General features: G+C 64.4%; 25 protein-coding genes. 12 read left to right on the forward strand and 13 right to left on the reverse strand.

Going from position 1 to position 24,641, the window contains the following annotated elements; all coding sequences use genetic code 11:
- The first annotated feature begins 220 nt into the window (after positions 1-220).
- From NLM27_RS27925 to NLM27_RS27940, 4 genes are all read left to right on the forward strand, one after another.
- Positions 221-2,113, forward strand: coding sequence for an AsmA family protein (locus NLM27_RS27925; protein ID WP_254148949.1), 1,893 nt, complete (start codon positions 221-223; stop codon positions 2,111-2,113).
- Positions 2,114-2,309: 196 nt separating this feature from the next.
- Positions 2,310-3,695, forward strand: coding sequence for an ABC transporter substrate-binding protein (locus tag NLM27_RS27930; RefSeq protein ID WP_254146346.1), 1,386 nt, complete (start codon positions 2,310-2,312; stop codon positions 3,693-3,695).
- 94 nt (positions 3,696-3,789) lie between these two features.
- Positions 3,790-4,662: a carbohydrate ABC transporter permease gene (locus NLM27_RS27935; RefSeq protein ID WP_254146347.1), complete on the forward strand. Its 873-nt coding sequence runs from the start codon at positions 3,790-3,792 to the stop codon at positions 4,660-4,662.
- Positions 4,659-5,525: a carbohydrate ABC transporter permease gene (locus tag NLM27_RS27940; RefSeq protein WP_254146348.1), complete on the forward strand. Its 867-nt coding sequence runs from the start codon at positions 4,659-4,661 to the stop codon at positions 5,523-5,525. Before NLM27_RS27935 ends, NLM27_RS27940 begins: the two co-directional genes overlap by 4 nt.
- Here NLM27_RS27940 and NLM27_RS27945 read toward each other — a convergent pair.
- The 6 genes from NLM27_RS27945 to NLM27_RS27970 form a co-directional block, all read right to left on the reverse strand.
- The gene (locus NLM27_RS27945) at positions 5,522-6,022 is read right to left on the reverse strand and encodes a DUF6622 family protein (protein ID WP_254146349.1); all 501 of its coding nucleotides are present in this window, start codon (positions 6,020-6,022) and stop codon (positions 5,522-5,524) included. The genes NLM27_RS27940 and NLM27_RS27945 overlap by 4 nt on opposite strands.
- Positions 6,023-6,038: 16 nt before the next feature.
- Entirely contained in the window at positions 6,039-6,851 is an 813-nt protein-coding gene (locus NLM27_RS27950) for an ABC transporter permease (protein WP_254146350.1), read from the reverse strand.
- A 4-nt stretch (positions 6,852-6,855) separates the two neighbouring features.
- Positions 6,856-7,770 (reverse strand): ABC transporter permease, encoded by a 915-nt coding sequence (locus NLM27_RS27955; RefSeq protein WP_254146351.1) that lies wholly within the window; start codon positions 7,768-7,770, stop codon positions 6,856-6,858.
- The gene (locus tag NLM27_RS27960; protein WP_254146352.1) at positions 7,767-8,939 is read right to left on the reverse strand and encodes an ABC transporter ATP-binding protein; all 1,173 of its coding nucleotides are present in this window, start codon (positions 8,937-8,939) and stop codon (positions 7,767-7,769) included. The genes NLM27_RS27955 and NLM27_RS27960 overlap by 4 nt, the downstream gene beginning before the upstream one ends.
- 52 nt (positions 8,940-8,991) lie before the next feature.
- The gene (locus tag NLM27_RS27965; protein ID WP_254146353.1) at positions 8,992-10,470 is read right to left on the reverse strand and encodes a glycerol-3-phosphate dehydrogenase; all 1,479 of its coding nucleotides are present in this window, start codon (positions 10,468-10,470) and stop codon (positions 8,992-8,994) included.
- 137 nt (positions 10,471-10,607) lie between these two features.
- A complete protein-coding gene (locus NLM27_RS27970) occupies positions 10,608-13,295 on the reverse strand; it encodes an EAL domain-containing protein (RefSeq protein WP_254146354.1) in 2,688 nt (895 codons plus the stop codon).
- A gap of 202 nt (positions 13,296-13,497) precedes the next feature.
- On the opposite strand from NLM27_RS27970, the gene NLM27_RS27975 reads away from it, so the two are divergent.
- Positions 13,498-14,601: an NAD(P)/FAD-dependent oxidoreductase gene (locus tag NLM27_RS27975; RefSeq protein ID WP_254146355.1), complete on the forward strand. Its 1,104-nt coding sequence runs from the start codon at positions 13,498-13,500 to the stop codon at positions 14,599-14,601.
- A gap of 182 nt (positions 14,602-14,783) precedes the next feature.
- On the opposite strand, the gene NLM27_RS27980 is transcribed toward NLM27_RS27975, so the two are convergent.
- Positions 14,784-14,966 carry a YdcH family protein gene (locus tag NLM27_RS27980; RefSeq protein WP_008546178.1) on the reverse strand — a complete coding sequence of 61 codons (183 nt, stop codon included), beginning with the start codon at positions 14,964-14,966 and terminating at the stop codon, positions 14,784-14,786.
- A gap of 329 nt (positions 14,967-15,295) precedes the next feature.
- Here NLM27_RS27980 and NLM27_RS27985 point away from each other — a divergent pair, with 329 nt between their 5' ends.
- The 3 genes from NLM27_RS27985 (at position 15,296) to NLM27_RS27995 (ending at position 16,232) form a co-directional block, all read left to right on the forward strand.
- Positions 15,296-15,502, forward strand: coding sequence for a YdcH family protein (locus NLM27_RS27985; RefSeq protein ID WP_008546179.1), 207 nt, complete (start codon positions 15,296-15,298; stop codon positions 15,500-15,502).
- A 131-nt stretch (positions 15,503-15,633) separates the two neighbouring features.
- Positions 15,634-15,852: a hypothetical protein gene (locus NLM27_RS27990; protein WP_254146356.1), complete on the forward strand. Its 219-nt coding sequence runs from the start codon at positions 15,634-15,636 to the stop codon at positions 15,850-15,852.
- Between the two features lie 128 nt (positions 15,853-15,980).
- Positions 15,981-16,232: a hypothetical protein gene (locus NLM27_RS27995; protein ID WP_254146357.1), complete on the forward strand. Its 252-nt coding sequence runs from the start codon at positions 15,981-15,983 to the stop codon at positions 16,230-16,232.
- 2 nt (positions 16,233-16,234) lie between these two features.
- Here the strand turns inward: NLM27_RS27995 and NLM27_RS28000 are convergent, their stop codons facing one another.
- Positions 16,235-16,957, reverse strand: coding sequence for a GGDEF domain-containing protein (locus NLM27_RS28000; RefSeq protein ID WP_254146358.1), 723 nt, complete (start codon positions 16,955-16,957; stop codon positions 16,235-16,237).
- A gap of 141 nt (positions 16,958-17,098) precedes the next feature.
- Between NLM27_RS28000 and purE the strand changes: the two genes are divergently transcribed.
- Positions 17,099-17,587 carry a 5-(carboxyamino)imidazole ribonucleotide mutase gene (gene purE, locus NLM27_RS28005; RefSeq protein WP_254146359.1) on the forward strand — a complete coding sequence of 163 codons (489 nt, stop codon included), beginning with the start codon at positions 17,099-17,101 and terminating at the stop codon, positions 17,585-17,587.
- Positions 17,584-18,690 carry a 5-(carboxyamino)imidazole ribonucleotide synthase gene (locus NLM27_RS28010; protein ID WP_254146360.1) on the forward strand — a complete coding sequence of 369 codons (1,107 nt, stop codon included), beginning with the start codon at positions 17,584-17,586 and terminating at the stop codon, positions 18,688-18,690. The genes purE and NLM27_RS28010 overlap by 4 nt, the downstream gene beginning before the upstream one ends.
- Before the next feature lie 36 nt (positions 18,691-18,726).
- Here NLM27_RS28010 and aqpZ read toward each other — a convergent pair whose 3' ends face one another.
- Positions 18,727-19,449: an aquaporin Z gene (gene aqpZ / locus NLM27_RS28015; protein WP_254146361.1), complete on the reverse strand. Its 723-nt coding sequence runs from the start codon at positions 19,447-19,449 to the stop codon at positions 18,727-18,729.
- Positions 19,450-19,710: 261 nt separating this feature from the next.
- Here aqpZ and rpsU point away from each other — a divergent pair, with 261 nt between their 5' ends.
- Both rpsU and NLM27_RS28025 read left to right on the forward strand, forming a co-directional pair.
- Positions 19,711-20,004, forward strand: a complete 294-nt coding sequence (gene rpsU, locus NLM27_RS28020; protein WP_247280171.1) for a 30S ribosomal protein S21 — start codon at positions 19,711-19,713, stop codon at positions 20,002-20,004.
- Between the two features lie 164 nt (positions 20,005-20,168).
- Positions 20,169-20,819, forward strand: coding sequence for a tetratricopeptide repeat protein (locus NLM27_RS28025; protein WP_254146362.1), 651 nt, complete (start codon positions 20,169-20,171; stop codon positions 20,817-20,819).
- A gap of 21 nt (positions 20,820-20,840) precedes the next feature.
- On the opposite strand, the gene NLM27_RS28030 is transcribed toward NLM27_RS28025, so the two are convergent.
- The 4 genes from NLM27_RS28030 to NLM27_RS28045 all read right to left on the reverse strand — a co-directional run bounded on the left by NLM27_RS28030 (position 20,841) and on the right by NLM27_RS28045 (position 24,633).
- Positions 20,841-21,752 carry a hypothetical protein gene (locus NLM27_RS28030; protein ID WP_254146363.1) on the reverse strand — a complete coding sequence of 304 codons (912 nt, stop codon included), beginning with the start codon at positions 21,750-21,752 and terminating at the stop codon, positions 20,841-20,843.
- Between the two features lie 93 nt (positions 21,753-21,845).
- Positions 21,846-22,130: a cupin domain-containing protein gene (locus NLM27_RS28035; RefSeq protein ID WP_254146364.1), complete on the reverse strand. Its 285-nt coding sequence runs from the start codon at positions 22,128-22,130 to the stop codon at positions 21,846-21,848.
- A 21-nt stretch (positions 22,131-22,151) separates the two neighbouring features.
- The gene (locus NLM27_RS28040; protein ID WP_254146365.1) at positions 22,152-23,249 is read right to left on the reverse strand and encodes a calcium:proton antiporter; all 1,098 of its coding nucleotides are present in this window, start codon (positions 23,247-23,249) and stop codon (positions 22,152-22,154) included.
- Positions 23,250-23,298: 49 nt separating this feature from the next.
- Complete coding sequence (locus NLM27_RS28045; protein ID WP_254148950.1) at positions 23,299-24,633, reverse strand: sodium:proton antiporter; 1,335 nt, start codon at positions 24,631-24,633, stop codon at positions 23,299-23,301.
- Positions 24,634-24,641: the final 8 nt, after the last annotated feature.

Here is a 24,641-nt window from a genome sequence, read left to right on the forward strand (position 1 = left end):
GCGATTATTAGGCGAAATCCTCCGAAGCCGTCAATGATACGGGGGTTCTCCGTTCCGCCCCCGGGTGATAGAAGCTGCCCACACCGTGGGCAGAATCGTCCGCGGCCTTGAAAGCGACAAGAAAACCCATCAAGTTGCGGGGGTTGGGCGTGGGCACGCAGGTTTCCCGACCCGCCCTTCTGGCTCCAACGACCAACCCGATCAGGACATGCCATTGACCATGGCCCAAGGAATGAAGCGCCTCGGGACGCCGATCGCGGCGCTGCTCGGCGTGGCGCTGATCGCCCTGATCGCGACCTCCTGGCTCATCAACCGTGACGCGCTGCGCAAGGCGGTGGAAGCGCAGATCCGCGACGTGACCGGGCTTGAGCTCAACGTCGCAGGCAGCATCGACATCTCGGTGCTGCCGGCGAGCTACATCTCCTTCCACGACGTCGGTCTCAAGGGCGGCGGCGCCAACCATCCCGCGCTCCATATCGACGTGCTCACTGCCAATCTGCGGCTGCTGCCGCTGCTGCTGCAACGGTTCGAGATCGCCGACCTGACGCTGCTGCGGCCGCGCATCCACGTCAGCCTGAAGCCGGACGGCGAGAGCAACTGGACGCCCTTCATCCAAACCATTGCACGCACCATGAAGCCGGGCGCCGACAGCCAGGTGTCGTTCTCCGAGATCCGGATCCAGGACGGCGTGCTCAATTACGAGGACGCGGCCACGCACGGCACCGAGAAGTTCGAGGACATCGACCTGTCGCTGGCCTGGCCCTCGATCTCGCGCTCCTTCGCCGCGACCGGACAGTTCGACTGGCGCGGCGAGCGCGTCGACGGCTCGATCAGCTTTTCCGATTTCCTCGCCGCCCTCTCCGGCGATCGTTCCGGATTGAAGGCGCGGATCGCGAGCGCGCCGCTCAAGCTCGCCTTCGACGGCAGCGTCGCCAACCGCACCAGCCCGATGATGGAAGGCACGCTCACCATCGACAGCCCGTCCTTGCGCAACGCCCTGCGCTGGACCGGACAGCCGCAGCCCGCCAGCGGGGGCTTCGGCCGCTTCGCGCTGAAGGCGCGCGCCAACGTCGTCGGCGCCTCGATCGCGCTCACCAACGTCAATGTCGAGCTCGACGGCAACACCGCCGAGGGTGTCATGACCTACGCCAACAACGGCCGGCAGGCGCTGCAGGCGACGCTGGCCGCCGACACGCTCGACTTCACGCCTTATATCTCGACCTTCCGCCTGCTCGCGAGCGGGGCGCGCGACTGGAACAGGCAGCTGTTCGATCTCAACGGATTGTCGACCACCGACCTCGACATGCGCCTGTCGGCGGCAAAGCTGACGGTCGGCCCGTCGAAGCTCGGGCGCACCGCGATCGGCGCCAACTTGCGCAACGGCACGCTGGCGCTCTCGGTGGGCGAGGCCCAGATCTATGGCGGCATCGCCAAGGGCTCGTTCGGCATCGCGCGCGCCGACAACGTCGCCGACATCAAGGCGCAATTCCAGTTCACCGATGTCGACCTCCAGGCTTGCGCCTCCGAACTGTTCGGCCTCAACAAGCTGTCCGGCCGCGGCAACATCAACGTCTCCCTCTTCGCCTCCGGCTCGAGCCCGTTCGGGCTCGTGCAGTCGCTCGACGGCAGCGCCACCATCACCGGGCATGACGGCGCGATCTCGGGCTTCAATGCCGAGCAGCTCCTCAAGCGCCTGGAGCGGCGGCCACTGTCGGGTGGCGGCAATTTCCGCAGCGGCTCGACCCCCTACGACAGCCTGACCATCGCGGTGAAATTCTCCGACGGGATCGCCACCGCCCAGGACATCCGTATCGAAGGGCCGGCCGCGAAGATCACGCTGACCGGCACCGCCTCGGTGCCGACGCGCGAATACGACATGAAGGGCGTGGCTAGCCTCAATACGGCGTCCGGCTTTCAATTGCCTTTCATGGTGCAGGGCCCCTGGGACGATCCGCTGATCTTTCCCGACCCCGAAAGCCTGATCCGGCAATCGCCTGCGGCGTCTCCTTTCCTCGATCTCCTGAAGCAGCGCATCACCGGGGGCGGAAAGCGCCCCGCGCAGGACGGATCGCCGACGGCAGAGAATGCCAAAGAGGGCGCCAAATCGAACTGAGGAGCGCGCCCGCCGGGCCGCGCGAATTGATCAGGGCGAATTGATGCGGCGATTGGATCGATGCGTGTATTAAGCATCTCCTCTGGCCAACATCCCGCGACCTTGGTCTGACAAGATGGCGCTAGATCGGACTTCCGCCATGCGCTAGTGTTTTATACGACCGGTTAAAAACACCGGCCGTTTGAGGGAGAAAAACGTGAAATCCAAGGTTATTGGCGCAGTATCATTGGCGGTCGCTGCGGTTGGGCTGTTTGCCGCCACTGCACCCGCCTTTGCGCAGCAGAAGACGATTACGGTCTGGTGGGGCAAGGGCTTCTATCGCTCCGAAGACGACGCACTGATCGAGACGATCAAGAAGTTCGAAGCCAAGACCGGCATCAAGGTCGAATTGTCGCAGTACGCGATTCAGGACATGATTCCGAAGACGGTCGCCGCGCTCGACGCCGGCACCGTGCCCGATGTCGCCTATTCCGACTCTTATGACGTGCAGGCGCAGGGCAAGTGGGCCTATGAGGGCAAGCTCGAGGACCTCACGGACATCATGGAGCCGATCAAGGGCCGGTTCGTGCAGAACACGCTCGATGCCTCGATCCTCTACAACGACGTCACCAAGAAGAAGGCCTATTACGGCTTCCCGCTGAAGCAGCAGAGCATGCATGTCGAGATCTGGAACGACATGCTCGAGAAGGCCGGCTTCAAGCTTGCCGACATTCCTACCGACTGGGCCGGTTATTGGACGTTCTGGTGCGACAAGGTGCAGCCGGGGATCCGTAAAGCCAGCGGCCAGCGGATCTACGGCGTCGGCCAGCCGATGGGCGTTGAATCCACCGACGCCTTCCAGTCGTTCTACACCTTCATGGACGCCTACCATGTCAAGCTGGTCGACGACGACGGCAAGCTCACGGTCGACGATCCCAAGGTTCGTGAGAACCTGATCCACGCCCTGAAGGACTATACCGACACCTATATCAAGGGCTGCACGCCGCCCTCCTCCACGACCTGGAAGGACCCGGACAACAACGTCGCCTTCCACAACAAGACCATCGTGATGACCCACAACTTCACGATCTCGATCGCGGCGAAGTGGTTCGAGGACTCCCAGAACCAGGCCCTCACCCAAGAGCAGCGCGACGCCGGCAAGAAGGCCTATGAGCAGGACATCGTCACGGCGTCCTTCCCGAAGGCGCCGGATGGTTCGACCATCCGCTACCGCTCCGACGTCAAGACCGGGCTGATCTTCACCGCGGCCAAGAACAAGGCCGAGGGCAAGCAGTTCGTCAGCTTCCTGCTCCAGGAAGAGAACGTCCGTCCCTACATCGAGGGCGCGCTTGGCCGCTGGTTCCCGGTGACCAAGGAAAGCCAGGAAAGCCCGTTCTGGCAGGCCGACAAGCACCGTAAGGCTGTCTATAACCAGTTCAAGGGCGGCACTGCCGCGTTTGACTTCACCAAGAACTGGAAGTTCACGATTCTCAACAACGAGAACGTGTGGGCGAAGGCGATGAACCGGGTTGTCAGCGAGAAGGTTCCGGTCGACAAGGCCGTCGACGAGCTGATCGCCCGCATCAAGCAGGTCGCTGGTTAAATCCTCCTTCCCTCTCCCCGCGCTGCGGGGAGAGGTGTATTAACAATACCGGCCGCGTTTCGCGGCCGGCTTCTCTTTGAAGAGTCCGAAAAGAATGGCGATCACGCTCTCTGGCGATCAGGCAGTCCCCGGCCCGCCCTTGTCGTCGCGGCTGACCCCGGCGCAGGTCTGGGGCATCGTGCTGCTCGCGCCCTATTTGCTCGTTTTCCTTGCCTTCGTCGTTTATCCCGTCTGCTACGGACTGTGGCTGGCACGGGCCCCGTCGAATTATGTCGCGCTCTACAACGATCCGATCTTCGCGCGCGCCGCGATCAACACGCTGATCTTCCTGGTCATCGGCATCAACATCAAGATGTTGATCGCGCTGTTCCTGTCCGGCTTCTTCGCCATGCAGCGCACTTGGATCAAATGGCTGTCGGTGATCTTCATCCTGCCATGGGCAGTGCCATCGATCCCGACCATCCTGTCGGTGCGCTTCATGCTCAACCCCGAATGGGGCATGATCAATCACTACATCTTCGCTTTCACCGGCGATGACGGCCCGAACTGGCTGAACGACCCCACCGTGGCGCTCAGCATGGCGATCGGCGTGCACATCTGGAAGTCGCTGCCGTTCTGGACGCTGATCCTGATCACCGGACGCCTTGCGATCTCGCACGACCTGTTCGAGGCAGCCGAGGTGGACGGCGCAAGCTGGTGGCAGAAATTCCGCTTCATCACCTGGCCGTCGATGCAGACGCTCTACGTGACCTGCACGTTGCTCTCGATGATCTGGACGCTGGGCGATTTCAACAGCGTCTATCTGCTCACCGGCGGCGGCCCGGCCGACCTCACGCATGTGCTGGCGACGCTCGGCATCCGCTATCTCCGGCTCGACCAGCTGTCGCTCGCGATGGCCTCCATCGTCTGTGCGATGCCGTTCGTCCTGCCGCTTGTGTATTTCATGATGAAACGGTTGTCGCGATGAAGCTCCCCGGCGTAAGCGAATTTTCCTGGCGCGACGTCGCGACCGAAGCGCGGCTGCTGCTGATCGGTATTCCCGTCTTCCTGTGGACGATGATCCCGATCTATCACATGTTCCTGTTCGCGATCTCTCCGAAGGAGGACGCGTTCTCGGGCAAGCTGTGGCCGGATCATCCGACGCTGCACAATTTCGAAATCGTGTTCAAGCAGCAGCATTACTTCCTGCGCGACTTCTACATCCAGTTCTGGAACTCGACGGTGATCGCGGTCTCCGTTGGCGTGCTGACGCTGTTCATCGCCACCGCCGCAGCGTTCTCGATCTCGCGATTGAAGGTGCCGGGCGGACGCGCCGTGCTGAACCTCGCGCTCTTCACCTATTTCATCCCCGCGGCGTTCCTCGCCGTGCCGATGTACCGCACCATGGGCAATTACGGCCTGCTCAACAATCACTGGTCGCTGATCCTGGCCATGGTGACGATCGCCAGCCCGTACGCGATCTGGGTGCTCAAGCAGGCCTCCGACAAGCTGCCGGTCGAGCTGGATGAAGCCGCGGTGATGGACGGCGCGACGACGCTCCAGATCTTCCGCCTGGTCTACCTGCCGTTAATGATGCCTTCGTTGGTCGCGATCGGCACCTATGCGGTGCTGCTGGCCTGGAACGAATATCTCTACGCATTCCTGCTGCTCTCGAACGACCGCGAGATCACCCTCCCCGTCGCGCTCGGCAACTTCCTCGCCGCCGACGACTCGCCCTGGGAGCTGTTGATGACCACCGGCTTCATCTACGCGCTGCCGCCGGCCGCAGTCTATTATGCCTTCCGCCGCTACATGGTGGGCGGGCTCACGGCGGGTGCGGTGAAGTCCTAGGCATCGGCTGCGCGCTTCCGGCGATAGGCGAGCAGAAGCGCGATCATCGAGCCGATGAAATAGCCAGCGGTCGCGCCCGAGATGGCGCGGCCGGCGATGATCGCCACTGCGCGATCGCCCGCATCGATCGCCGCGATCACGCCGGCGGCGTATTGCAGAGAGAACACGACCAGGTTGCGGATCAGCGCGAACGCGCTGCCGGGGCGGATGATCTCACCTGTCTTGTGATCGACGTCGAAAGGCCGCGGCGTCAGCACGCCGAGCGGCAGCAGCGCCAGTGCGGCGGTCATCCAGGCGGCCAGCGGCCATGCGCTGTCCTGGTGTCCAAAGCCGATCCGCGAGACGCCCCAGATGATGAACGCGACCGGCACGATCAGTGCGCGCCAGAACGGCGACCGGCGCGGCTGCATCGCCTTGATGCCCTGCCACGCCAGATAGGCGAGCAGCGCAAAGACCCAGAGCGGTGTGTGGATCAGGACCTGGTAGGCCATCGTCATGGTCGCCTCTCTTGGCTCACAGCGGCGCGGCGTTCTCGCCCTGCGAGCTCGACAGTTTCGAGGCGAGCGACGCGATGACGATGACCACCGCGATCAGGACAATCACCAGCGTGCAGATCGCGTTGATCTCGGGCTTCACCCCCAATCGCACCTCGGAGTAAATCCGGATCGGCAGCGTCGCCGAGCCGGGGCCGGTGGTGAAGCTCGCGATCACGAGATCGTCCAGCGACAGCGTGAACGCCAGCATCCAGCCGGCGACGATGGCCGGCGCGATCAGCGGCAGCGTCACCGCCACGAAGGCGCGGACGGGATCGCAGCCGAGATCCATCGCGGCCTCCTCCAGCGAACGGTCGAGCGAGCCGAGGCGAGACTGCACGACCACGGCGACGAAGCACATCGTCAGCGTGGTATGGGCGATCGTCACGGTCCAGAAGCCGCGCTCGGCATTCAGCGCCACGAACAGCAGCAGCAGCGACAATCCGGTGATCACCTCCGGCATCACCAGCGGCGCATAGAGCATGCCGGAGAACAGCGTACGGCCGCGAAAACGCTCGCCGCGCGACAATGCGACCGCGGCGAGCGTGCCGAGCAGCGTGGCGATGGTCGCGGACGAGACCGCGACCCGCAGGCTCATCCAGGCCGCCTCGATCATGGCGCGATCATTGAAGAACTCGTGATACCAGCGCAGCGACCAGCCGCCCCATACCGTCACCAGACGCGAGGCGTTGAAGGAATAGATGACAAGGATGAGGATCGGCAGATAGAGGAACGCCAGCCCCAGCGCGAGCGAGACGATGTTGAAGCGGGAGAGACGTGAGAACTTGCGCATCGTCTCAGCGCCCCTGTTCCAGCTGCCGTTTCTGCAGCCGTTCATACAACAACAGCGGCACCAGCAGCACCACCAGCAGCACGATCGCCGCCGCGGAGGCAACCGGCCAGTCCTTGTTGGTGAAGAATTCGAGCCACAGAGTCTGGCCGATCATCAGGGAATTGGAGCCGGCCAGAAGGTCCGGGATGACGAATTCGCCGACGATCGGGATGAAGCACAAGAGCACGCCGGCGCCGACGCCGGGCAGCGACAGCGGGAAGGTGACGAGCCAGAATACCTGCCAGGGCGGCGCGCCGAGGTCACCAGCCGCCTCCTCCAGCGCCGGCTCCATCTTGGCGAGCGTGGCGTAGAGCGGCAGGATCATGAACGGCAAATAGGAATAGACGATGCCGATATACATCGCGCTGTCGGTGGAGAGCCACACCACGGGCTGGCTGACCAGATGCAGCGCCAGCAGGATCTGGTTGAGCAGGCCGTCGTGCTGGAGGATGTTGATCCAGGCATAGATGCGGATCAGGAACGAGGTCCAGAACGGCACGATCACCAGCACCATCGCCACCGCCTGCCAGCGCTTCGGCAGCCGCGCCATGCCATAAGCGATGGGGTAGCCGATCAGGAGCAGGAGCGCAGTCGCCGTAACGGCGACCGTGAGGCTGCGCACGTAAGCGAACACATAAAGGTCGTCGGAGATCAGCAGCCTGAAATTGTCGATCGACAACGCAGCAAGGGCCGTCTTCAGCGCCTCCCATCCCGCCGTTGGGTCGAATACCGGCGCGTAAGGCGGCTGCGCGATCGCCGTCTGCGACAGGCTGATCTTCAGCACGAAGGCGAACGGCACCAGGAAGAACAGCACCATCCAGACGTAAGGCGCGATCGCGGCAAAGCGCGCCGGCCGCGCGAAGATGCGACGCCCGCTCATGACGGCAACACCACGCAGTCGTCGGGCGTGAACCAGGCCACGACGTTCTGGTTCACGCTGTAGGCGTCGACATCGAGGCGCGCGCTGTTGACGACCGAAGCTTGCACCATTCCACCGCCGTCGAGCTTCACCTTGAAGGTGGTGGTGCCGCCGAGATAGCAGATGTCGGCGATCACACCGTCCAGACTGTTGATCACCGTTTCACGACCGGCCCCAGACACCGGCCCGCGGCGCGAAAGCTTGACCTTCTCGGGCCGGATCGCGACCGACAATTTCGTCTCGCCCACCGGCTCGCGCGGCTCCGCCACCACCAACGTCCCTGCCTCACGCGTGGCAATCACCAGGCGATGGCCGTCACGCAGCTTGAACTCGCCCTCGAACAAATTGACGTCGCCGACGAACTCCGCGATCCAGCGCGAGCGCGGCGCCTCATAAAGCTCCCGCGGGGCAGCGACCTGCGCCAGCTTGCCGGCCTTCATCACGCCGATTCGGCTCGCCATCGTCATCGCCTCCTCCTGGTCGTGGGTGACGATGATGAAGGTCATGCCGAGCCGGCGCTGCAGCTCCATCAGCTCGGCTTGCGTGCTCTCGCGCAGCTTCTTGTCCAGCGCGGCGAGCGGCTCGTCGAGCAGGAGGAGTTGCGGCCGCCGAGCCAGCGCGCGCGCCAGTGCCACGCGCTGGCGCTGGCCGCCGGAGAGTTGGTCGGGCTTGCGCTTCTCGAGCCCCTCGAGCTTCACCAGTGCAACCATCTCCGCAACACGCGTAGCGATGTCGGCGCGCGCCATGCCGGCGCGCTTCAGGCCGAAGGCGATGTTGTCCCGCACGGAGAGGTGGGGAAACAGCGCATAATTCTGGAACATCATGTTGATCGGACGCTGATGCGGCAAGGCCTGCGCGATATCCTGCTCCCCGAGCAGGATGCGCCCCTCGTCCGGCGCCTCGAAGCCGGCGAGCATGCGCAATAGCGTGGTCTTGCCGCAGCCGCTCGGACCGAGCAGTGCGAAGAACTCGCCGGCCTTGACGTCGAGCGACACACCGTCCACGGCACGGAACGTCCCAAACGACTTGGCGACGCCCTCGATACGCAGCAGCGGCTGGCCGGCCGCGGGATACGCATCTCCGCCGGCTGCATTGGCCGCGGCGTCTGTTCTGGGCAACTCGTCCGTCATGTTCCCTGCCAACCCCGATTCCGCCGCACGCTAGCGGCCGATCGTCCCCAGCTCAACCGGTTCGGGATGGATCGTTCACACCCGCCATGAACGCAGCCAACGATTCGCGATCCGCCGCGGGCATGGTCAGGCCGAGCTTGGAACGACGCCACAGGATGTCGTCGGGAAAGCGCGCCCATTCGTGAGCTATCAGGTAGCGCACCTCGGCGCCGGTCAGGTCAGGGCCGAAGGCCGGGCCGAGCTCTTCGCGCGTCTTGGCCTCGCCCAGTACGGCCGGCAATCGCGAGCCATAGGCCGCGACCAGACGTTGGACTTCTGGCTCCGAGAGAAACCGCCAGCGGTCTCGCGCGAGGTCCACTTCCGTGTCGAAACGATCCCAGGCAAAATCGCCGCCGGGCAGTGCCGTGCCGGCGGTCCAGGGCGGCGACATCGGATAGAACGGCGTCAGCCGCGTCACCGCACGCTCGGCGCGCAGGCGCGAGGTGGTGACGTCGCCGCCGAACAGCGTGATCAGCGGCGCCTTGCGTCGGCGCGCGTCGAACAGGGCCGTGCCGTCACGTCGCCGTGCCGACGCCAGCGTCAGGTTGACGCCCGAGACCGTCCGGATCACGTCGGTCGGGCCGACGCGCTCGCGGAAATAGCGGCTGGCCGCCTCGCAGAGATAGCTGACGTCGGCCCCGGGGATCGCCACGATCGCGGGATCGCCGGTGAAATCATGCGTGACCGTGCCGATCAGCGTGAACTCGTGGGCGAATGGGCTGGCGAAGATCAGCCGTCCATCGCTGTTCTGGAACACGTAGACGTTGTCGGACTCGAACAGCCTGGGCACGATGATCTGGCTCATCTGCGTCGCGGCCATGGGGGCTTGCTGATGCCGCAGCACGGTCTCCGCGACCAATGGCGTCCAGGCCCCGGTGGCGTTGGCGAGGGCCCGGGCCGTGATCGCGCGGCGGTGGCCACGATCGACCAGTGCAAGCCGCCAGGTGTCGGTTCGATCGGCGCGGACACAGCGCGCCCCGGTCCAGATCACCGCGCCACGTTCGGCGGCATCGAGCGCCGTGAGCACCACCAGGCGGGAATCATCGACGACGCAGTCCGTATACGCGAACGCCATGCCGAACGGTCGCTTCAGCGCGTTGCCGACCGGATGATGCGTGATGTCGAGCGTCGTCGCGACAGGCAGGCCGCTCGGGCTGGAGAGGCTGTCATAGAGAAACAGGCCCGCGCGCAGCAGCCATGGCGGACGTTCCTCGGAATGGGCGGGTATCACGAACTGCATCGGCCGGACCAGATGCGGCGCGATCCTGAGCCAGGTCCGGCGCTCCGCCAGCGCCCGACGCACCCGCCAGAAGCCGCGCCGCTCCAGGACCGACAGATCGCCATGAATCAGCCGTGGCGTCGCCGACGACGCCGCGCCGCCGAGATCGCCCTGCTCGAACAGGATGACCCGCAAGCCACGGCCGGCCGCATCGCGCGCCAGGCTGACACCGTTCAGGCCGCCGCCGATGATCGCAAGGTCGTAGTCCGCCATGAAGCCGTCGAATGGGTGCGAAGCGCCCCATCATCACTAGAGCCATTTCCGTTCCGATGAAATCGGAACGGGCTCCGGATTCTCGTTCTGCCGCGCTTTCTTTGCGCGAACCGGCATCCACTTCGCTCGAAAGCGCGCTAACCGGTCTTGAGCGCAAGCTCCATGACCTCAGTGCGGCCGACGAGGCCGGCATATTTCCCGATTGGGAGAGGCTTGCCGAGCAGATAGCCCTGCACGCCGTCGCAGCCCTCCTTGGCAAGGAAGGCGAGCTGGTCGACGGTCTCGACGCCCTCGGCGATGATCGACATTTCGAGGCCGTGGCCGAGATCGATCACCGCACGCACGATCGCCGCCGATTGGGGGTTACGGCCGAGATTGATGATGAAGGCGCGGTCGATCTTGATCTTGTCGAACGGGAACGCCTGGAGATAGCTCAGCGAAGAGTAGCCGCTGCCGAAATCGTCCATGGAGATGCGCACGCCGAGCGCCTTCAGCCGGCGCAGCAGCGCAAGGCCGCGATCGAAGTCCTCGATCAGCACGCCTTCGGTGATCTCGAGCTCGAGCCGGCCGGGCGCAAGGCCCGTCTCGATCAGGATCGAATGGACCAGCCCGACCACATCGCCGTGCATGAACTGCGCCGGCGACAGATTGACCGCGACCTGGAGCGGGATTGGCCAGGACGCCGCCTCCCGGCAGGCCTCGCGCAGGATCCACTCGCCCATCTCGACGATCAGGCCGCTCTCTTCGGCGATCGGGATGAATTCGGCCGGCGAGACCTGGCCACGCACCGGATGCTGCCAGCGCGCCAATGCCTCGAAACCGATGATCTCGCTCTCGGCGACGCTGTCGCCTGCGACGCCTTGCGGCTGGAAGGCGAGCGAGAGCTCGCCGTTCTTGATCGCCATCGAGAGATCCTGATGCAGCACGCGGCGATCGCGGATCTGGTGGTCCATCTCCGGCTGGTAGAGGCTGATCGTGCCGCGTGACTTCTGCTTGGCGCGGAACAGCGCCGCGCCGGCATTGGCGAGCAGCGAGGCGCCATCCGCGCCGTTGTGCGGGAAGATCGACATACCGGTCGTGGCGCCGGCGCGGACCGCCCGGCCATCGATCTGGAATTCCCGGGCAACGGCCTCGCCGAGCTGCCGCGCCAGCGCCATCCCGGCTTCCGGCTGCCTGCCGTCGATGATGAGACCGAACTCGTCGCCTGACAGGCGCGCCACCACGCCGCCGCGCGCGGCGTCCTGGAGCCGATGGGCCACCTCGACCAAAAGCTTGTCGCCGAGCGCATGACCGAAGACGTCGTTGACCTCCTTGAGGCCGTCGAGGTCGACGCAGAGGACGGCGAACTCCTCGCTTGTGCCTTCGCAGGCCTCGATCATCTGGGTCAGCGCCTGGAGGAAGGCGGCGCGGTTCGGCAGATCGGTGAGGCCGTCATGGTAGGCCATGTGCGCCATCCGCGACTCGGTCTGCCGGCGATCGGTGACGTCCTCGTGGGTCTTGATCAGATATTGCGGCTCGCCGGCGTCGCTCAGCACGGTGGCGCGGCGGGTGAGGAACAGCCGCAGGCCGTCCTTGGTGGAGATCGGATGCTCCTCGGTGATCATCCCGCGCTTCTTGATCGCGGCCTCGTCGCGCGCGATGATCAGCTTGGCTTCCTTGGGATTGAAGATATCGGCGGCGGTCAGGCCCGTGGCTTCCTCGCGCCTGCGGTTGAGAATCGTCTCGGCGCTGCGGTTGGCGAGCAGATAGCGGCCGTCCTTGACCTGCTCCACGATCAGCGCCACCGGGATGTTGTCGACCACGAGCTCGAGGAACTTCTTGGTGCTCTCCAGCTCCTGAGACAATGACCGGCGATCGGTGATGTCCTCGAACACCAGCAACAGGAATCCGGGCCTGTTGTTTTCATTGCGGACCGCGATCCGGATCGAGGCGACCATGCGCCGCTCCCCGCCACGTTCGACCTCGAACTCGTTGCGGAACTGGCCGACCGGCGAATTGAGCGCGGCCCGATCGGACGCCTCGATGCTGGCCGCCGAGACGGGCGCAAACAACTCGCGGGCATTCTTGCCGACGACGTGGTCCCGCGAGAAGCCCCAGAAGCGCTCATAGGCCGTATTGGCGAAGATATAGCAGCCGTCCTCGATGTTCTTCGCGGCAACACAGGCCGGCACGTTGTCCAGCACCGTTTCCAGGAACTGCTTGGTGGAGGCCAACTGTTGCGACAGCCTGCGCTGTTCGCTGACGTCGAGATGCGTCGCCACCGAGCCGCCGTTCGGCAGCACAAAAAACTTCACGAGGATGGCCCGTCCGCCCGGCAGTTCGGTGATCAGACCGTTGGTGCTTGCCGCCTTCTCGTAGAACTCGACGTCAGAGGCGCCATCGAGGACCCCACGCTTGCGTCGCAGCTCGAGGAGTTCGGAGCCGTCCATGTTGGCCCGGATATCCGACCGCGCCAGGCCATAGATCTCGAGATAGCGGTCGTTGCAGAAGATGACGCGCCGCTGCGCATCCGTCATCACCACGCCCTGGTTGAGATTGTTCATGGCGGAGGAGACGAAGGCATTGCGTCGCAACTGCAGACGCCTGGTCCGGCGCAACGAGGAATGGATCCACAGCGCGATCGCAGCGAGGAATGCACAGACGACAATGCCCGCGATCAGGACTTCCCAGATCACATTGGGATCGAGCTTGGCGAGGTCGCCCGGAGCGGCAAAGCTGTCCGACAGCGCAAAGGCGCGCGCAGGCGCAACCGCGCCGGCCAGGCACACGACGGCCTGCACAGCAATCGGAAGCGTGCTGCCCACGTGCCAGTTCTTCTCAGCCATCAGCCACCCGCGATTTCAACGTCGGATTGTCTGGCTTCACGGGTTTGGATCGGGTAAACGCCTGTAGGTGCAACGGAAAAATGTGACGCGAAATACGGCAATTGCCCTGACATGATAAATTCTTCCTTAACGGAAAACGACCGCACACCGCCGTTTCCGGCCCTGCTGCCTCCGACGCTTCCAGCCGACGTTCTGCACAACCATGGATAGGGTCGACTGCGTCGTCATCGGAGCCGGCGTGGTCGGGCTCGCGGTGGCCCGAAGGCTCGCCCAGGCCGGGCGCGAGGTCATCGTGCTCGAGGAAGCCGAGGCCATCGGCACCATCACCTCCTCGCGCAACAGCGAGGTCATCCATGCCGGCATCTACTACCGGGCCGGGAGCTGGATGGCGCGCATGTGCGTCGACGGCAAGCATGCGCTCTACCGCTACTGCGCCGAGCGCGGCATCCCGCACAGGAATTGCGGCAAGCTGATCGTCGCGACCAGCGCGAAAGAGACCGAGAAGCTGCAGTCGATCAAGGCGCATGCCGAAGCCAATGGCGTGCTCGACATGCAGCTGCTTTCGGGCGAGGCGGCACGCGCACTGGAGCCGGCCCTTGCCTGCGATGCCGCGCTGCTGTCGCCCTCGACCGGCATCATCGACAGCCACGCCTACATGCTCTCGCTGCGCGGCGAAGCCGAAGCATCAGGCGCGGCCTTCGCGTTCCACACGCCGCTGGTCCGCGCCAAGGCAGCCGCCGGCGCGATCGAGATCGAGGCCGGCGGCGAGGCACCGATGACGCTGCAATGCAGCCTCCTCGTCAACGCCTCGGGGCTCTCGGCGACGATGGTGGCGCGCAACATCGAGGGCATGCCGCTGGACCGCATTCCGCCCGCCTATCTCGCCAAGGGAAATTACTTCAGCTGCAATGCCAAGGCGCCGTTCTCGCACCTGATCTACCCGGTGCCCGAGCCCGGCGGGCTCGGCGTACATTTGACGCTGGACATGGCTGGGCAGGCGCGTTTCGGCCCTGACGTCGAGTGGATCGAGACGATCAATTACGAGGTCGATCCGTCACGCGCCGAGCGCTTCTACCCGGCGATCCGCAAATACTGGCCGACGCTACCCGACGGCGCGTTGATGCCGAGCTACTCGGGCATCCGTCCGAAGATCGTGCCGCCGGCTGTAGCCACGCAGGATTTTCTGATGCAAGGCCCGCGCGATCACGGCGTCGCAGGCTTGATCAACCTGTTCGGCATCGAATCGCCGGGATTGACGTCGTCGCTCGCGATCGCGGATCACGTCGCCGAGCTCGCGGACATCTAGAGCGTTCACTAAAGAAAACGCGCTCGAACAAAATCTGGAGCTCCGTTCCGATTCGATCGGAACGGACGCGACTCCAGACGCCGCGCAAACATCTTTGCACGGAGTGCCCTTCAGCAGGGATGAGCAAAGGCTCTCATCCCTGCGTGAAGGGGCAAGATCAACTCTACACTGTTACGGGGGTACTAATGGAGCGTGTCGCCAGACTGCTTCAGACGCTCGATCTGGTCCTTGACCATCAACTTCCGGCGCTTCAACTCAACAATTTGCAGGTCGTCTGTTGAAAGGTGCACGAGAGCTTCGTGCAATTCGTTTTCGAGAAGCTTGTGCTTCCGCTCCAATTCAACAAGATGTGCCTGAATTGTCATTCGAAACCTCCTCGGTAGGGCTGAACCTCAGGATTCGATCCGGACGACGAAGTCTACATCACCGATTCGTTCTGTCGACGGATATCCGTCGTCGCTCCGTCATTTTTGAAAATTCATATGTAATGAAGCGTGATTAAGGGAACCACGCCGGAAAAATCCATGATATCAAGGCGGTTGCGCAGCATCGTGCCAACCCGCAGAAATATGTTGCGGGAGATCGGCGAGCGAGGAGCGCAGATCGCTTGCGATCACGCCGCGCAAGGACGATAATTTCCACAGGGCATCCACAGCCTTAATCTCACGCCTATCGGTTTTCGGCCACCGCAGACATGACCAATGAAGACGAGCGTGAGCTCGAAGCCGAGCTCACCCGGTTGCAGCAGGAACACCGAGATCTCGATGCGGCGATCGATGCATTGCATCAATCGCCCGCTCCCGACCTATTGCGATTGCAGCGGTTGAAGAAACGCAAGCTGTTGTTGCGCGACCGCATCGCGTTCATCGAAGACCAGATCACCCCCGACATCATCGCCTGAGCCCCGAGCCGGTCTTTCGCGGCGGCTCGCCGTATCTGAATCCACTTGACTCAAAAAGAACAAAATAGGAACATTGGGGATACCCCGAGCGCCCCCAGGAAACGCCAAGAGAAGGCAGAAGGACAACGCAGATGTCGGCAACCGCCCGTCTCGACAACAGCCATTATGAACAAGCCTGCGATCAGGCGATCGCGATGTGCGACGGAAATCTGCGCAGCACCATCAAGGCGCTGATCATGGCCAATGAGTATCTGGAAGCCGAGCTCGAGGAGTTGCAGGCGGCGGTTGCCGCCGGCTGCATTCCGGAGACCTCGCGCAGCAAGATGCGGAGCAAGAGCAGCGCCGCCTGACCTCTAAAGCGCGGTCGCGCTTTAGGTCGTCGTTCGAGCATGATCTCCGGACAAACGCGTTCCGCGTTTGTCGCGAGGGAAAACCGCTTCGCACTTTTCCGGATCATGCTCTACCAGGGAGCAACGCCATGTCCGCTGTGACCTATTATGTTGCAATGCCTTTTCTGATCGATGCAGATGGCTCGCCCGTCGCGGGCACGGCCGAGGAGTGCCAGACATCGTCGGCCGCTTTGCGGCGCGCCGAAATGCTGGCACGCGGGCCGGGCCATATCGGCGCGGTCGCCTTCAGCCGCAGCGGCGATCCCATGACCGGCGAATTCGGCGATGCCACACTGCTGCGCAAATTCGGCAACGTGCCGGAAGACCTCGCCGCGCTGTAGCGTCAGCTGCTGACCAGGCTGATCCGCGGCTCGTGCCGCCGGCGCGCCTTGCGCACATACATGGCGGCGTCGGCCTCCTCCAGGGCGCGGCCCGCATCGGACTGCGCTCCCAGCAGCGCGACGCCCGCGGAGGCCCCTGCAGTCACGCGCTCGCCCCGAAAGGTGAAAGACAATTCGTCGATTGCCTGCTCGAAGATGCCGGCCTTCGCCTTGGCGTCGGTCTCGCTGAGATTCCACAAGAGCAGCGCGAACTCGTCGCCGCCGAGGCGGCCGACCACGTCCGAGGCGCGGACCTGCCGCGTCAACGTCGCAACAATCGCCTTGAGCACCTCGTCGCCGGCGGCGTGTCCATAGGAATCGTTGATCGGCTTCAGCCGATCGACGTCGAGCACGATCAGCGCGCCGCTGGCGCGGTAGCGCTTCATGTAGGCAACGGCACGGTTGAGCTCGCGCTCGAAACCGCGCCGGTTCGGGATCTCCAGCAGGAAATCGGTGTCAGCGGCCGCCTCGAGCTCCGCAACCCGCCGCTCTGCCGCCTTGAGCTCGTTCCGCAAGCCGCGGATGGTCGCCTTGATGGTATCCGTGGCGCCATCGCCCCGCTCCGGACTGCCAGAACGTTTGGCCGGACGCTTGGCAAGACGCTTGGCAGCGGCTTTGGAGCGGGTGGCGCTGGTCGTCCGGCCCCTTTTGGCCTTCGCAGCGGTCGCCCTTTTTGGTTTCTTCATGGGCATCCTGCTCAATGAAGGCTTGCGGGGATTCACCAAGACAGGATAGTGCATTCCCTTCTCCTTGCCACCGCCTTGCGAGCCGCCGGCCGGAACCGTTAATCTGGCCTATCTTTCTGTTTTCCGAGCACAATTAACGTCATGACCGCGCCGATCGCCATCATCATGGGAAGCCAGTCGGACTGGGACACGATGCGGCATGCCGCCGATACGCTTGCCGCGCTCGGCGTCGCCGCCGACACTCGCATCGTTTCGGCACACCGCACCCCCGACCGCCTGTTCGCTTTCGCCAAGGGCGCCAAGGCCGCCGGATACAAGGTCATCATCGCCGGTGCCGGCGGCGCCGCGCATCTGCCGGGCATGGCGGCGGCGCTGACGGAGCTACCCGTGTTCGGCGTGCCCGTCGAATCAAGGGCGCTCAAGGGCCTCGATTCGCTGTATTCGATCGTTCAGATGCCCGCAGGTATCCCGGTCGGCACCCTCGCCATCGGCAAGGCCGGCGCGATCAACGCGGCGCTGCTTGCGGCCTCCGTGCTGGCGCTGTCCGACCCCGCCCTGTCCGGTCGCCTTGCCGCCTGGCGCAAGGCGCAGACCGAGGCGGTTGCCGAACGCCCGGAGGACAAGGCGTGACCGGCGCCAAGCAGGTGACGCTGAAGCCCGGTGACACCATCGGCATCCTCGGTGGCGGACAACTCGGCCGGATGCTGGCGATGGCTGCGGCGCGGCTCGGGCTGCGCTGCCAGGTATTCTCGCCCGATCCGGATTCTCCGGCTTTCGACGTGGTCCTGAATGCGACCTGCGCCGAATATGCCGATGTCGAGGCCCTCGAGCTGTTCGCCAACGACGTCGACGTCATCACCTACGAATTCGAGAACGTACCGGCGGCCGCGGCGATGGTGCTGGATGCGCGTCGCCCGGTGCTGCCCAACCGCAAGATCCTCGAAACCACCCAGGACCGGTTGGCCGAGAAGGATTTTGTCACCCGGCTCGGCATCGGCACGGCCGCTTACGCCGACGTCATCTCGGTGGCTTCGTTGCGCGAGGCGATCGCGCGAATCGGTCTTCCGGCCGTGTTGAAGACCCGCCGCTTCGGGTATGATGGCAAGGGCCAGGCCATCATCCGCGAGGGCGACGACGTCGCCAAGGTGTGGACCAGCCTCGGCACCAAATCGGCGATCCTGGAGGCCTTCGTGCCGTACGAGCGCGAGATCTCCGTGATCGCCGCGCGCTCCGCCGCGGGCCAGGTCGAGTGCTTCGACGTCACCGAGAACGAGCACCGCGACCACATTCTGAAGATATCCCGCGCGCCCGCACCGATCCCGGATTCGCTCGCCGAGGAAGCGCGCAGCATCGCCGGCAAGATCGCGAGCGCGCTCGATTACGTCGGCGTGCTCGCCGTCGAGATGTTCGTGCTCGCCAATGGCACCGGACCGAAGGTGCTGGTCAACGAGATCGCCCCGCGCGTGCACAATTCCGGCCATTGGACGCTGGACGGCGCCTCGGTCTCGCAATTCGAGCAGCATATCCGCGCCATTGCCGGCTGGCAGCTCGGCAAGCCCGTGCGCCACGGCGAAATCGTCACCATGACCAATCTGATCGGCGACGAGATCCGCGATTACGACAAGTGGCTGAGCGTGCCGGGCGCGACCGTGCACATCTACGGCAAGGGCACGCCGCGCCCTGGCCGCAAGATGGGCCACGTCACCGAAGTCCGGCCGGTGAAGGACAAGTAGCGGGACCGCGGCAAAGACTGCGATCCCGCCTGGCAATTATGCCGTCTTCACGCCCGCGACGATGCCTGCGGGCTCCTCGCTGAGCCAGCGATAGATCACCCCGCCGAGCGCGCCGCCAATCAGCGGCGCGACCCAGAACATCCAGAGCTGCGCCATTGCCCACCCGCCGACGAACAGCGCGGGGCCGGTGCTGCGCGCCGGATTCACCGAGGTGTTGGTGACGGGGATGCTGACGAGATGGATCATCACCAGCGCGAGCCCGATCGCGAGCGGCGCGAAGCCCGCAGGTGCACGGCCATGAGTGGCGCCCATGATGATGAACAGGAACATCATGGTCATCACCACCTCGGTGAGGAAGCACACGATCATGCTGTACTGGCCGGGCGAATGCGCGTCATAGCCGTTGGACGCGAAGCCCTTGGTGACGTCGAATCCGGGCGCCCCGCTCGCGATGACATAGAGCAGCCACGCGGCCACGATCGCGCCGACCACCTGCGCGATCACATAGGGCAGGATCTGGCCGGCCGGAAAACGACCGCCGGCGGCGAGACCGACCGTGACGGCCGGGTTGAGATGGCAGCCAGAGATGTGCCCGATCGCGTAGGCCATGGTGACGACGCTCAAGCCGAACGCGAGGGATACACCGACGAGGCCGATGCCGACCTGCGGAAAACCGGCAGCGATCACCGCGCTGCCACAACCTGCGAATGTGAGCCAAAAGGTGCCGATAGCCTCGGCCGCGTATTTTTTCATGTCCATGTGGCCTCTCCCCTGATTGCTGCTCCGGATCAACCTCCGGAAAACGGCCCGCCTTTTGGCACCAAACCACCCAAATTGCGACCGCGCGGGGGTATTTTCGCCGCATTTAATGGCCGAACTTGGCCCGAAAACCCGCGTGGCCGGTGGACATCCAGGGTTTTCTCTGATACATCCGCGCGCTCAAGGTTAAGGGCGCCGGGCTTTTTGCCATCCCCTTTGACTTACCCGAATTCAAATCCGATCCACTGAAGAGGATGCCGCGTGCAGGTTCTCGTTCGCGATAACAACGTCGATCAAGCCCTCAAGGCGCTGAAGAAGAAGATGCAGCGTGAGGGGATTTTCCGCGAGATGAAGCTCCGCGGTCATTACGAGAAGCCCTCCGAGAAGAAGGCCCGCGAAAAGGCCGAAGCTGTGCGCCGGGCACGCAAGCTGGCTCGCAAGAAGCTCCAGCGCGAAGGTCTGCTGCCGATGAAGCCGAAGCCGGTGTTCGGCGCCGGTCCCGGCGGTGATCGCGGTGGTCGTGGCCCGGGTGCAGGTCCGCGCGGACCGCGCTGATCTACCGGCGCTTGCAAGACTTCAGTTTTCGATGACGCGGGCCCTTGGCCCGCGTTATTGTTTGTGAGAGGTGCCTTTCTGGGACGGGGCACTCCCGATGCGGCACTAAAGCGCAAAACCGCCGCACACTTTTCCGGATCATGCTCTAGCGCAAGCGAACGTCGATGGCCTCCCCTTTCCCCGAGCGCGGCTTGGCGCGGCTACGCCAGATCTGGCGGCAGCCGTTCGTGCTGGCCGTGATGGGAATCGCACTGTGCGGCTGCTCCTTCGATCTGGGATCGCTGATGCCGGAGAAGGAGAAGCCGCAGGAGCCACCGAAGGCGACCGCGACCGCCGAAAGCGCGGTCAGCGCCGGCAACGTCAGCGAAGCCCAGGCCCACACGGCAAAAGCCCAATCCCTGGCGAAGTCGAGCGAGATCGCAGCGGCGCTCGACGAATTCAATCGCGCGGTCGGGCTCGATCCCTACAATGCGCAGGCGCTCTATGGCCGCGCCTTGATCTATCAGGGCAATAACCAGCACGATTTCGCAATCGCCGATTTCAGCGCTGCGAGCGGGCTCAATCCGCAAAAGGTCGAGCCGCTGCTCGGCCGCGCCACCAGCTATCTCGCGCTCGGCAAGGTCAAGGAGGCTGCAGCCGACCTGGATGAGGCCTCCGAGGCCGATCCGCACAACGCCCAGGTCTGGAGCACCCGCGGGCAGGCCTATGAGCGTCTGGGCGACAGGGCCAAGGCAGCGGCGTCCTACACCAAGGCCGTCTCGCTTCGCCCACGCGACGACGCCGCCCGCAGCGGCCTCGCCCGCGTCGGCGGCTGACAGCAGGGCTCAGCTGCCGCGTTAATCGGGGGTGGCGCCCTTCGGCAGGACCGAGTGGAACATCGACTTCATGCCGGACAGCATCTCGTCGGCGACGTTGGTCTTCTTCGGCCGCGGCATGGCCGCGCCGGCGTCGGCGCGCAGGTCGAGCGGCGGCGCGATCACCGGCACCGGAATGTCAGCCGGCGGCGTGATTCGATTCGGGTCGTCGTTGCCGACCGAAGCGGTGTAGGGCGGCGACGGACCGCCATTGCCATACGCCTCCGTCGAGGGCGTGGACACCGTGATCGGCGGCGGCAGAGGACGGACCGCAGACGAATCCATCGGGATGACACGCGGGGCCTCGGGGGTGCGAGCGGCTTCGCGCACCGCAGGCTCAGGGGTTCGCTCGGCCGACCTGGTCTCCGCAGCCTTTTCGGCGGCCTTGCCCTCAGGCGACTTGCGCAGACGCTCGATGGCGGCACGCGCCAGATCGTTGGCGTCCGGGGCCGCAGCCGGAGAGGTAGCCGCCGGCGCCGAATTCGCCTCCGCCACCGGAGCGGTGGCTGCCGGGGCCGACTTGGCAGCCGCCTTCTCGCGGGCCGTCGGGCGACCGTGCGAGGCAGTCTCGGCGGGAGCAGTGTCCGCAGCCTTGGTGTCCGCAGCCTTGGTCTCGGACTTGTCGGCAGGCTTCTCGGCCGCCGCCTTGTCCGTCACGCCCTTCTCGGAAACACTCTTCTCGGAGACGCCTTTGGCCTTGACGCCGGGCACGGGAATGTTGGCGGTCTCGGTCGGCTTGCCCTCACTGCCAGCCTGGGCCGGCGCCACCACGGCCGCAGGTGCATCAGGCGCGGGCTTGGCATTGATGTAGTGGTTAACGATGTAGGCCCCGATGATCGTCGCGAGCACCGAGGGGAAAATATCCATCGAGATTTTAGCGAGGTATTTCAGCATTTCTCGGCCACTCCCCGCGCGATCAGATGCGGGAACTTTAGGGCATTGTGAGGGATCAACTGCGACAGATCGATGGCAAACAGTAACGCCAACTTACGGTTTCAGCTCGATTTCAAGGAACACGATCTCGGTTGAGGTTTCGTTAAGTACGTCATGCTGGACGCCGGCCTTGCGGAAATAGGATTTCCCGGCCGAAAGCTGCGCCTTGGATCGCTCGCCATTCGGCGCCACGATGGTCATCTCCCCCGCCACGACCGGAACAATCACATAGTCCATGCCGTGCGTGTGATGCCCGGTTGCGCTGCCGGGCGCAAGCCGCCATTCGGTCACCCGGACCTGCTCGTTGTCGATCTGGATCTCGGACCTGGCAGCAAGCATCGGAACCTTCCTGATCGCGCCTCAGGGCACGAAAACCATGAACACGTAGACCGCAAATACCACCAAATGGACCAGTCCGAACAGGACGTTGGTCCTGCCCGTGCCGAAGGTCAGCATACTCAGGAAGAAGGTCAGGAGCAAAAGCACGCTGCCTTGGTCACTGAGGCCGAGTTCGAGTTCCTTGTCGAGCGCGTAGGTGGCAACGCCGACGGCCGGGATGGTCAGCCCGATGGTGGCCAGCGATGACCCCAGCGCCAGGTTGATGCTCTTCTGGAGATCGTTCTTGCGGGCCGCCGAGACGGCCGCGACGCCCTCCGGCAAGAGGATCAGGAGGGCGACCAGAAGCCCGGTAAAGGCCGGCGGCGCGCCGATCTTGGCCGCGACGGCGTCGACCACCAGCGAGAATTTCTTGGCGAGCAGCACGACCGCCAGCAGCGCAATCAGCAGCAGCACGACGCTGAGCACCAATGTCCTGCCCGACAGATGCGCCTCGCCGCTCCCGCCGTCGCCCCGTTCGTGAACGAAGTAGTCCTTGTGCAGGACGGTCTGGGTGTAGAGAAACACCCCGTACAGCGCGAGCGTGACCACGTCGACAAAACCGAGCTGAACCGCCGAATAGACCGGCCCGGGCGTGGTGGTCGTGTAGTTCGGCATGATCAGCGTGATGGTCGCGAGCGCGAACAGGACGCTGAGATAGACGTTGGCCCCGGAGAGCTGAAAACCCTGCTCGCGATAGCGCAGGCCGCCGATGAAGATGCAGAGCCCAACGAGGCCGTTGCAGACGATCATGACCACGGCGAACACGGTGTCGCGCGCCAGCTCCGGCGCGGGCTTGTCGCCCAGCATGATCGTGGTGATCAGCGCCACCTCGATGATGGTCACCGAGAGCGTCAGCACCAGCGTGCCATAGGGCTCCCCGACCCGCTCAGCGATCACCTCGGCATGATGAACGGCAGCGAACACCGTGCCGAACAGGATGACCAGGAGGACGATGGCGAAGACGAGCCCGCCCAGCGACAGCGTGAACTCGTAGTCCGTCGCACTGACGGCCGCGAACAACAGCACGGCCAGCGCCGGGAAGATCCAGGCCGACCGGGGCATCGGATTATGCGCGCTCATCCACCGCTTCCATTTGCACGAATGAGCAGTATCAAATCAGGCGCGAGATTCAATGCCAGTGCAGGATCGGCGCCACCGGCAGCAGCGTCAGCAGCAGGAACAGCGGGATCAGCACGGCGCCGGCGCGCAGGAGATAGCCGAAGAAGCTCGGCATCTCGATGCCGTTCTCGCTGGCAATGCTGCTCACCATGAAGTTCGGCGCATTGCCGATATAGGTGAGCGCACCCATGTAGACCGCGCCCATGGAGATCGAGGCGAGCGTGCCCGAGAGCTCATGCATCAGCAACTGCGGATCGCCGCCGGCCAGTTCGAAGAACAGCAGATAGGTCGGCGCATTGTCGAGGAAGGCCGACATCAGGCCCGTGAACCAGAAATAGGCGACCTCGCGCGGCGCACCGTCCGGCGCCGTCACCGCCGACAACAGCCAGGCGAAGGCGCCGTCACGTCCGGCATTGAGCATGGCAATGACCGGTATGATGGCGACGAAGATGCCCGCGAACAGTTTCGCGACCTCGCGGATCGGCTCCCAGGTGAAGCCGTTGGCGTGCCTGTGCTCGTCGGGCGTCAGCCACACCGAGAGGGCCGCAATGGCCAGCAGCGCCAAATTGCGGACGACGTCCTCCAGCTCCAGCCTGGTGCCGAGAACGTCGAAGGCGATGCCCGGCTTCCACATCGCCGAGGCGAGAAGGCTCACGACGATGGCCGCGATCAGCACAAGATTGACGAGGCCACGGATGCGCGGCGGCTCCCCGCGGCCGGTGTCGCCGAGCGGCGGCTCACTGCGGAAGCGCCAGACGTCGACAGCGACGAAGATCGCGAGCAGCAGTCCGGCAACGATCGCGGTCTGCAACCAGATGGTGCGCGTGGTCCAGAAGAAGTCGACACCATGCAGGAAGCCGACGAAGAGCGGGGGATCGCCGAGCGGGCTCAGCGCGCCGCCGACATTGGCGACCAGGATGATGAAGAAGATGATGACATGGGTGTTGTGACGCCGCACCCGGTTGGCGCGGATCAACGGGCGGATCAGGATCATCGCGGCACCCGTGGTGCCGACGATGCTCGCTCCAAACGTGCCGAGCGCGAGGATGCCGGCATTGGTCGCTGGCGTGGCCTTGATGTCACCGGTAATGAGAATGCCGCCGGCCACGACATAGAGCGAGAACAGCAGCACGATGAAGCCGAGATATTCGGCGAGCATGGCGTGGACGAGCGCCGCCAGTGTCGCCGTGCTCCCGGCAAAGACGACGAGTGCGCCGAGTGTCACCAGCGACCAGGCCGCGGCGATCTTGCCGTAATGATGGTGCCAGAACTTTGCAAACAGCAGCGGTCCCAGGGCGATCGACAGCAACAGGCCGGCAAACGGCAACGCGTAGGGCCAGCGCATCGCCGCGC

Source organism: Bradyrhizobium sp. CCGB12 (assembly GCF_024199845.1).
Lineage (GTDB): Bacteria > Pseudomonadota > Alphaproteobacteria > Rhizobiales > Xanthobacteraceae > Bradyrhizobium.